This is a genomic window from Thiocapsa sp. (assembly GCF_035467215.1).
In the GTDB taxonomy this organism is placed as follows: domain Bacteria; phylum Pseudomonadota; class Gammaproteobacteria; order Chromatiales; family Chromatiaceae; genus Thiocapsa.
This window is the reverse complement of record NZ_DATITZ010000136.1, coordinates 1-8,004: the sequence shown is the minus strand read 5'-3', so window position 1 is coordinate 8,004 and position 8,004 is coordinate 1. Positions and strand designations below refer to the sequence as shown.

The window sequence follows — 8,004 nt, the reverse complement described above, 5'->3', positions numbered from 1 at the left end:
GGAAGGCGAGACGGTCAAGCAAATCCAGTCCGTAGGCGCAGAACTCCTGCAGGTGTTCCTGCTCCAGGTGCGCCGCTCCGCTTTCCAAGGCCCCGGCGACCGGGAAGAAATCCGCCAAGGCCCGGGCGAGTTCCAGCGGGCCGGATTGGTCCTCCATGACCGCTCCGGCGTCCTCGCACCTGGCGAGCACCGCCTGCGTGACGTCCAACGCGAGGTCGGAGATCACATCGTTTTCGATCACAAGGGGCTTCATCGACAAGAGGGATCACCTGCTGGATTGAGTGGACCAAAATGCAGCGTCTGCGGCCCGTTGGACTGCGACAGTTCCAGGAAACAGTTTACTCAATTCCCGGGCGAAATCCGTCGGATCGGTGAGAAGGCGGAGCGCAGACTCATTGGCGCGGGCACCATTGGCAGGAGACTTTTCACGCGTTCGTGATGATGGAGGCCAACGGGGAGATTTTCTCTCCGGTGCGGCCGGATGACGGGTTCCGCTCGGCGGCGCACGAGCACCGGGCGCGCGAGATTTTTCGCCGTGTGCGAGGCGAAGACGAGCCACGTTCTCCTTGAGGTTGGAGTGGTCGTTGTTCTAACGGACGACGAGGTATCCGGGACGTCCGGAGCCTCGATTTTCGAGGTAGGACACGGACCGACGGCAATCGCCGGTCCGTGCGGGGCGGGGTCAGTCTTCCGCGCGCTGGTAGGCGTCGGCGAGCTGTTTCTGGATGTTTGCGGGCACCGTGTCGTAGTGGCTGAGCTCGATGCTGTAGGTGCCTTCACCGCCGGTCAGGGCCTTCAGGCGTGCATCGTAGCCGTCGAGCTCCGCGAGCGGGACCTCGCCTTCGATGACGATACGGCCTCGGCTCTTGCTGTCGCTGCCGTTGATGCGGCCGCGCCGGCTCGAGAGGTCGCCTGCGAGGTCGCCCATCGCGGTGCCTTGGGCGGTGATGCGGATCTTCACGATCGGTTCGAGCAGGACCGGGCGGGCCTTCTCGATCGCCTCGATGAATGCCTTGCGTCCTGCTGTCGAGAAGGCGATGTCTTTGGAGTCGACGGGGTGGAACTTGCCGTCGTAGACCGTCACGCGGACATCGTGCATCGGATAACCGGCGATGGCGCCTTCCTCGAGGACCTGCCGCACGCCTTTCTCGATCGAAGGGATGAAGTTGTTCGGGATCACGCCGCCGACGACGGCATCGACGAACTCGAAGCCTGCGCCGCGCTCCATGGGTTCGACGCGCAGATAGACCTCGCCGAACTGCCCGGCACCGCCGGTTTGCTTCTTGTGGCGATGATGTCCCTCGGCGGGGGCCGTGATGGTCTCGCGGTAGGGGATGCTCGGCGGATGGGTCTCGACCTCGACATGGTATTGATCCGCGAGTCGGCGCAAGAGCACGCGCAGATGCAGCTCGCCGAGTCCGCGCATGACCGTCTCGTTCGCGGCGGCGTTGTGCTCGACATGGAAGCAGGGGTCTTCGGATTCGAGCTTGTGCAGGGCATCGGTGAGCTTCTGCTCGTCGCCGCGTTTGGTCGGGTGGATCGCGAGGCCGAACAGCGGAACCGGGCACTCCAGGCTCGAGAGGTGGAAATGGTCCTCCTCGTGCGAGTCATGCAGGACGGCGTCGAAATGGATGTCGTCGATGCGCGAGACTGCCAGGATATCGCCGGGAACACCCTCGGGGACTTCGATCTGCTCGGCCCCGTGGAGGCGATACAGATGGTTGACCTTGAACGGCTTGCGCGCGTCGCCGATGTAGAGCTGACTTTGTGCCGTGATGCGTCCCTGATGGATACGGAAGATCCCGAGCTTGCCGCGGAAGGGGTCGTTGATGATCTTGAAGACATGCGCGATGGCGTGCTTGGCTGGATCGGGATCGACGCTCACCGGACTCATGGCTGCGCCTTCGCCCTTCAGGAAAGGCGGGGGATTGCCTTCCGAGGGATTCGGCATCAAGCGCGTGATGATCTCGATCAACTCGTTCACGCCGGCCCCGGTCGCCGCCGACACGTAACAGATCGGGATCAGGTGCGCCTCGCGCAGCGCCGCCTCGAACGGATCGTGCAGCTGCTCGGGCTTGAGCTCCTGGCCCTGCTCGAGATAGACCTCCATCAGGGCTTCGTCGACCTCGACCACCTGGTCGATGATCCGGCTGTGTGCCTCGGCGACGGATGAAAAGTCGGCACCTTCGCCGCTTGGCTGGAAGAAGCAGTCGATGACCCGCTTGCCGCCCTCGGCGGGCAGGTTGATCGGGAGGCATTCGGGGCCGAAGGTCTCGCGGATCTGATCCGTCAATTGAGCCAGATCGACGTCGGCTGCATCGATTTGATTCACGATGATCATGCGGCAGAGATTGCGGTTGTCGGCCGCCTTCATCATCCGCAGCGTCATCGGCTCGATGCCGGATTGCGCATTGATGACGATCGCGGCGGTCTCCACGGCCGGCAGGACCGAGATGGAGCGCCCCAGGAAATCCGGATAGCCGGGGGTATCGATCAGGTTGACGTGTTTGTCGTGCGCATCGAAGCTGGTGATGGAGGCGTCCAGCGAGTGGATTAGCTCCTTCTCCATCGGATCGAAGTCGCAGACCGTGGTCCCCTTGGTCACGCTGCCGGGGGTCGAGATCACTCCGGTCGCGGCGAGCAGCGCTTCGACCAGCGTGGTCTTGCCGGATCCGGCGTGACCGACCAGGGCAAGGTTGCGGACGTCCTCGGCATTGTAATCAGACATCGGTGATCCTGTAGTGGCGTTTGGGTGAGGTGCGGGGGCGTCGTCGTGCGGCTTCCCGTCGAGATTCGTTTACGGGCCGAAATTATACCGTAACTCGGGTGTGGCCCTGATCGGGGATCGATCGGAATTCGCGTCTTGGACTGTCGCGTATCAAGCCTGTCGCGGATCAAGTCAGCGCGGTGGCCCGGGGCTCGGTAGGCTCGTGGCGAAGGGGCGCGAGCGGGACCGTGTCCGTCCCCGATTCGCAGGCCAAAAAAAGCGGCCGATTGACCGCCGAAGGACGCACAGCTATGGAGAGGAAAAGCGCTATCGAGGCGATCTTGTCCGCATGTCCGGACGAATCGATCCCTGATCTCGAATGCCTGTATTCGCGTTATCCTTAAAGGGGATGCGGCAGCGCGGGATTGATCGGCACGGCCGCGATACCTCTGTTCGATGAAAACTCCGTGACCCGAATCGCTGTCGAACCGGGATAACGGGGCCTTGATGCCCCATAGCGTAGCACATCTCTGGAGACGTAAAGATGTCAATGGTTCTGAAATCGGACGCTTTTGTCGACGGTGCGCACATCCCGGTGCGCTACACCTGCGAGGGAGAAGACATCTCGCCGCCTCTGACGTGGGAGGGTCTTCCCGAGGGAACCGCGAGCCTGGTCTTGATCGTCGATGATCCGGATGCCCCCGATCCCGCCGCTCCCCGGATGGTTTGGGATCATTGGATCCTCTATAACCTTCCGCCCGAGGCGGTGCTCGCCGAAGGAATGACCTCCGATGGTCTACCGGTCGGGACCGGCGAGGGAATCAACAGCTGGGGACGCGTCGGTTACGGCGGCCCGTGCCCGCCGATCGGTTGCCACCGCTATTTCCATTGTCTCTATGCGCTCGATGTCCGCCTGCCGAGCGAGCTGGGTCAACCGACCAAGGACGAGCTCCTGATGGCCATGGAAGACCATATCCTCGGTCGCACCGAGCTGGTCGGCATCTACGAGAAGCGTTAAACCGCGTCTTGGAGCGACACGCGCGGATTTCAGGTGATGATGCGTCGCGGCGACACGCAAGGGGTGCAGCGGACGCGGTTTAGTCGGTTTAGGGCCTGATACGGTCGATGACGACGGCGACTTGAGTCTTTCCGGCGCTGTCGATCGGTCCGCTTTCGCCTTCGAGGTCGCCGGATTGCGGTGTCGCCTGGCCGCTCTTGGCGACGCGTGCCCCGATCATCACCTGCGGGAAGGCGGATAGGCTCATCTCGGGCATCATCGCCATACTGTCGTCGAGTGTGACGCGGGTCGGCAGGTCCTTGACCTGGACCCGTTGAACGGCGAGCGGCATCGGCGGGCCGGCGACGGCGCGTGCGAAGATGAACACGACGTCCTCCGGAGCGGCACCGGCCGAGAGGGCCTGATCCAGGCTCACGTCGGCGGTGACCGATGCCCCGGCGGCAGGCTGCTCGGGCGCGGCCGGCGATCCCGTCTGTGCCTGCTGTGCTGCGGCGGGTTCGGAAGGATCTGCGGTAGCGGGCGCGGAAGGGGCGGTTGCTGCGTTCGAGGGAGCACCTGCGCGCGTCTGCGCCTCGGTGATCATCTCGCGCATGTCGGCGGCGTCTTCGGACGCGGGGTCCATCTCGTCGAGGATGCGCTGCCAAGCCGTCGCCGCGGCGGTGTATTGCCCGCGCTGGTAATAGAGCATCCCCGACAGCCAGCGGGCGCTCACGTTGTCGGGCTCGGCCTTCAGGACCTGCTCGATCAGCGCGGCCGGCTCGCCTTCCAGGCTGTTGTTGCTGTTGGCGGCCAGGGCCTCCGCATAGGCGAGCATCACATCCGGACGCTCCGGTGCCAACGCATAGGCCTTCGAGACGGCGTCGAGTGCCTGACCCGGACGGCGCATCGTGAAATAGGTCCGGCCAATCATCAACCAGCCATCGACGTTGTTCGGATCCTCGGCGAGCCTCTCTTCGAGACGCTGAACCAGGACCTCGAGCGGCGGGAGCTCCTCGCCGTCGGGTCCGACCAGGGGCTGCTGCGTCTCGCCGCTCAGCGCGACGCCCTCGATGCGTTCGATGATCTCGCGGTGGCCGATCTCGTTGTAGATCAGCACCGCGCCTGTCGGAACCGCCACCGCGAGCACGATCGCCATCCAGCGCCCGCCGGAAGCGCCGCGACGCTTGGACGCCGCGAGCTCGCCCGGGATGTCGCGCAGCAGATCGCGTTCCAGGTCGCGCCTTGCCGCGGCGTACTGATCTTGTTCCAGAAAGCCACCGGCAAGGTCGGCATCCAGCTCCTGCAGACGCTGCTTGAAGACCGTGAGGTTCAGCTCGTCCTGCTCGGGTGCCTCGGTCGCCTTCTCGGGCTGCAGCAGCGGCAGGGCGACATAAAACAACGCCAGGCCCATAAGCCCGGCGGCCAAAATCCAGAAGATGATCATTTGATGGTTTCTTGTTTGTCGCCGCCGGTGGCGATCAGTCGTTGAAGACGGGCGCGTTCGGCCTCGGTGAGATCCTCCTCGGGCTCGTCCTTCTTGCGCCCGAGCGTGCGGAACAGCAGGTAGCCGCCCACGCCGAGGAAGATGAAGGGACCGAACCAGAGGATATAGGTCGATGGCTTGATCGGCGGCTCGTAGAGCACGAAGTCGCCGTAGCGATCCACGAGGAAGGTCACGATCTCCTCGTCGCTTTGACCCTCGAGCATCATGCGATAGACCTCTTCGCGCAGGTCCTGCGCCACCCCGGCCTGCGAGCCGGCGAGCGATTCGTTTTGGCAGACCAGGCAGCGCAGCTTGGCGATCAGGTCGCGAAACGCCTCGTGCTGGCCGGGTTGCTCGAACTTGAACTCTTCGAGCGTGTAGGCGGATGCATTGCCGAACGCCAGTGTACCGGCGATCAGCGCGAGGCTTAGAGACAGCTTGCGGACGCGATGAATCATGATGACTGAGGTCTGTACTGCTCGACGATCGGGCGGATCGTGGTCTCCCAGACGTTGCGGTCGACCGGCCCGATGTGCTTGTAACGAATAATGCCTTCTCCATCGACCACGAAGGTCTCGGGGGCGCCGTAGACGCCCCAATGTAGACCGTAGCGGTTGTCCGGATCGTAGGCGCTCACGACGTAGGGATTGCCGTAACGCCTGAGCATCTCGAGCGCCTCGGGACGCGTGTCTTTCCAGTTGAAGCCGACCACCTGGACATCGTTGTTGCGCGCGATCTGCATCAGCTCGCCATGCTCCTGACGGCATGACGGGCACCAAGAGGCCCAGACATTCACCAACGAGACCTTCCCCATGAGGATCTCGTTGGTCACCGTTCGGTTCGGGTCGTCCAGCGACTCGAGCTCGAACACGGGTGCAGGCTTATTCACAAGCGGCGAAGGGACCTTGCGGGGATCCAGTTGCAGCCCGTAGAACAACAGCGCGGCCAGCGCCATGAAGATAGCGAGCGGGATGAGCGCGCGCCTCTTCGCCTTTGTTGCTGCCTTTGTTGCCGCCGTTGTTGATGGGGGGGTGATCGCCGTCATGAGCGCGCCGCCAGTGCCCCGGCTGGGGCATCCGCTGTCCGCCGTACCGTGCGATAACGCCGATCGGCCATCGCCAAGAGACCACCGAGTGCCATCAGGATCGCGCCGAGCCAGATCCAGCGCACGAAGGGTTTGTAGTAGACCCGCAGCGCCCAGTCGCCGTCCGTTCCCACGGGCTCGCCGAGCGAGACGTAGAGGTCACGCAGGAAACCGGCGTTGATGGCCGCCTCGGTCATCGGCATGCCGCCCGAGAAGTAGGAGCGCTTCTCCGGGTAGAGCACGGCGATCTGTCGGTCGTCTTTGGTGACGATGAACTCGCCCTGCTGCGCCAGGTAGTTGGGTCCGGTGACCGCCTCTACGCCGTTGAACTGGAAGCGATAGCCCGAGTCCTCGTGCACGTCGCCCGGCGACATACGCACGTCGGTCTCCGAGCCGTGGATCGACACCATGGTCACGCCGACGATGAACATCGCGATCCCGACATGCGCGGTCCACATGCCGTAGTAGCTGAGATTGCGAGCGTTGAAGTCGGCCGCCAGCCCCCGGAAACCGCCTTTGTTCTTCAGGCGCTCGGCGAGGGCGATCAGATGGGTGCCGACCAGCCAGGCACTCATGCTCAGGCCGAAGGCCATCCCGAAACCGCCGTCCTCGAAGATCGGCTGCAGGGCCACGATGAAGACGGCGATGCCGAGCGCGAGCGCGATCCACAGCGAACGCACCAGGCGCATCGGCTCGTCGTGCTTCCAGCGCGTCAAGGGTCCAATCCCCATCGCCACAATGAGGAAGGGCGAGAGCGAGACGAACATCTTGTTGAACCAGGGGAAGCCGACCGAGATCTTGCCCCACCCGGCGGCCTCGTAGATCAGCGGGGCGAGGGTGCCGAACAAGACCAGGACCGTCAGTGTCGCAAACAGCAGGTTGTTCACGAGCAGAAAGCTCTCGCGCGAGAGGATGTCGAACCGACCTCCGCCGGCGATGGTCGGCGCACGCCAGGCATAAAGCGCCAGCGAGCCGCCGATCACGACGCAGAGGAAGATGAGGATGAAGGTGCCGCGCGCCGGGTCCGTGGCGAAGGCGTGGACCGAGGTCAAGACACCCGAGCGCACCAGGAAGGTCCCGAGCAGCGATAGGGAGAAGGCCGAGATGGCCAGCAGCACGGTCCAGCTCTTGAAGGCTGCACGCTTCTCGGTCACGGCGAGGGAATGGATCAGGGCCGTGCCCACCAGCCAAGGCATAAAGGAGGCATTCTCGACCGGATCCCAGAACCACCAGCCGCCCCAACCCAGCTCGTAGTAGGCCCACCAGGAGCCCAAGGCGATACCGATGGTGAGGAAGACCCAAGCCGCGGTCGTCCAGGGTCGCGACCAGCGCGCCCAGGCCGAGTCCAGCTTGCCGCCGATGAGTGCGGCGATCGCGAAGGCGAAGGCGACCGAGAAGCCGACGTACCCCATGTAGAGCATCGGCGGATGGATCGCCAGACCGAAGTCCTGCAGCAGCGGATTCAGGTCGCGGCCCTCGAGCGGTGCCGGGAAGAGCCGGTCGAAGGGATTGGAGGTCAGCAGCATGAACAGCAGGAAGCCGATCGCCACCATGCCGAGGACCGAGACGACGCGTGCCACCATCGGCAAGGGTAGATTCTTGCTGAAGGCCGCGACCGCCGCACCCCATCCGGCCAACATCAGGGCCCACAGCAGCAAGGATCCCTCATGACCGCCCCAGATTGCCGAGACCTTGTAGAGGAGCGGCATTAGGGTGTTGGAGTGACCCGCGAC

Annotated in this window: 7 protein-coding genes; 1 reads left to right on the top strand and 6 read right to left on the bottom strand. The window is 64.0% G+C overall.

Annotation, left to right across the window (positions count from 1 at the left end; all coding sequences use genetic code 11):
- The coding region (locus tag VLR48_RS07845; RefSeq protein WP_325291249.1) for a hypothetical protein at positions 1–241 on the bottom strand (241 nt) is incomplete at its 3' end.
- A gap of 441 nt (positions 242–682) precedes the next feature.
- Entirely contained in the window at positions 683–2,728 is a 2,046-nt protein-coding gene (gene fusA, locus VLR48_RS07840) for an elongation factor G (RefSeq protein ID WP_325291248.1), read from the bottom strand.
- Between the two features lie 523 nt (positions 2,729–3,251).
- On the opposite strand from fusA, the gene VLR48_RS07835 reads away from it, so the two are divergent.
- The gene (locus VLR48_RS07835; protein ID WP_325291247.1) at positions 3,252–3,725 is read left to right on the top strand and encodes a YbhB/YbcL family Raf kinase inhibitor-like protein; all 474 of its coding nucleotides are present in this window, start codon (positions 3,252–3,254) and stop codon (positions 3,723–3,725) included.
- An 88-nt stretch (positions 3,726–3,813) separates the two neighbouring features.
- On the opposite strand, the gene ccmI is transcribed toward VLR48_RS07835, so the two are convergent.
- The 4 genes from ccmI to VLR48_RS07815 all read right to left on the bottom strand — a co-directional run.
- Complete coding sequence (gene ccmI / locus VLR48_RS07830; protein ID WP_325291246.1) at positions 3,814–5,148, bottom strand: c-type cytochrome biogenesis protein CcmI; 1,335 nt, start codon at positions 5,146–5,148, stop codon at positions 3,814–3,816.
- Positions 5,145–5,645 (bottom strand): cytochrome c-type biogenesis protein, encoded by a 501-nt coding sequence (locus VLR48_RS07825; RefSeq protein WP_325291245.1) that lies wholly within the window; start codon positions 5,643–5,645, stop codon positions 5,145–5,147. The genes ccmI and VLR48_RS07825 overlap by 4 nt, the downstream gene beginning before the upstream one ends.
- Positions 5,642–6,232, bottom strand: a complete 591-nt coding sequence (locus VLR48_RS07820) for a DsbE family thiol:disulfide interchange protein (protein WP_325291244.1) — start codon at positions 6,230–6,232, stop codon at positions 5,642–5,644. Before VLR48_RS07820 ends, VLR48_RS07825 begins: the two co-directional genes overlap by 4 nt.
- A partial coding sequence (locus VLR48_RS07815) for a heme lyase CcmF/NrfE family subunit (protein ID WP_325291243.1) occupies positions 6,229–8,004 on the bottom strand: 1,776 nt, incomplete at its 5' end. The genes VLR48_RS07820 and VLR48_RS07815, both read right to left, overlap by 4 nt.

Coding starts and splice junctions, on each gene's coding strand:
- fusA (WP_325291248.1), bottom strand. CDS start 2,728: ATGTCTGATTACAATGCCGAGGACGTCCGCAACCTTGCCCTGGTCGGT.
- VLR48_RS07835 (WP_325291247.1), top strand. CDS start 3,252: ATGTCAATGGTTCTGAAATCGGACGCTTTTGTCGACGGTGCGCACATC.
- ccmI (WP_325291246.1), bottom strand. CDS start 5,148: ATGATCATCTTCTGGATTTTGGCCGCCGGGCTTATGGGCCTGGCGTTG.
- VLR48_RS07825 (WP_325291245.1), bottom strand. CDS start 5,645: ATGATTCATCGCGTCCGCAAGCTGTCTCTAAGCCTCGCGCTGATCGCC.
- VLR48_RS07820 (WP_325291244.1), bottom strand. CDS start 6,232: ATGACGGCGATCACCCCCCCATCAACAACGGCGGCAACAAAGGCAGCA.